The 1,171-nt window shown below is 65.8% G+C and carries 1 protein-coding gene; it reads left to right on the top strand.

Annotation, left to right across the window (positions count from 1 at the left end; all coding sequences use genetic code 11):
- The coding region (locus A9X04_RS12435) for an NADH-quinone oxidoreductase subunit M (protein ID WP_067920721.1) at positions 1-1,171 on the top strand (1,171 nt) is incomplete at both ends.

Genomic DNA, 1,171 nt, shown 5'->3' on the forward strand with positions numbered 1-1,171 from the left:
GTGTGCACGCCTACGTCGCGCTGACGCTGGCGATCGAGTCGATGGTGCTGGTCTCGGTGGTGGCGCTGGACGTGCTGCTGTTCTACGTGTTCTTCGAGGCCATGCTCATCCCGATGTACTTCCTGATCGGCGGCTTCGGCGGCGGGACGGGCAGGTCACGCGCCGCGGTGAAGTTCTTGCTGTACAACCTGTTCGGCGGGCTGATCATGCTGGCCGCGGTGATCGGGCTCTACGTCGTCACCGCGCAGCACGGTTCGGGCACGTTCGACTTCCGCGAGATCGTCGCCGGCGTCGCCTCCGGTCGCTACGGCGCCGACTCCGCGGTGTTCAAGGCGCTGTTCTTGGGCTTCATGTTCGCGTTCGCGATCAAGGCGCCGCTGTGGCCGTTCCACCGCTGGCTGCCCGACGCCGCGGTGGAGGCCACCCCGGCGACCGCGGTGCTGATGATGGCGGTGATGGACAAGGTCGGCACCTTCGGCATGCTGCGCTACTGCCTGCAGCTCTTCCCCGGCGCCTCAACGTATTTCCGCCCCCTGATCGTCGTGCTGGCCGTCATCGGCGTCATCTACGGGGCGGTCGTGGCGATCGGGCAGACCGACATCATGCGGCTGATCGCCTACACCTCCATCTCGCACTTCGGCTTCATCATCCTGGGCATCTTCGTGATGACGACCCAGGGCCAGAGCGGGTCGACGCTGTACATGCTCAACCACGGCCTGTCCACGGCGGCGGTGTTCCTGATCGCGGGATTCCTGATATCCCGGCACGGCAGCCGGGCGATCGCCGATTACGGCGGCGTGCAGAAGGTGGCGCCCGTCCTGGCGGGGACGTTCCTGGTCTCGGCCATGGCCACCCTGTCGCTGCCCGGCCTGGCGCCGTTCATCAGCGAATTCCTGGTCCTGCTGGGCACTTTCAACCGTTACTGGCTGGCCGCCGCGTTCGGTGTCACCGCGCTGGTGCTGTCCGCCATCTACATGCTGTGGCTCTACCAGCGCGTGATGACCGGACCGGTGGCCACCGGCAACGAGAAGATCGGTGACCTGCGAGCCCGCGAATTGCTGGTGGTCGCACCGTTGATCGCACTGTTGCTCGTTCTCGGCGTCTACCCCAAGCCGGTGCTGGACATCATCAACCCCGCCGTCGAGAACACCATGACCACCATCGGTCAGCA

The organism is Mycobacterium sp. E3247 (assembly GCF_001667785.1).
Taxonomy (GTDB): Bacteria; Actinomycetota; Actinomycetes; order Mycobacteriales; family Mycobacteriaceae; genus Mycobacterium.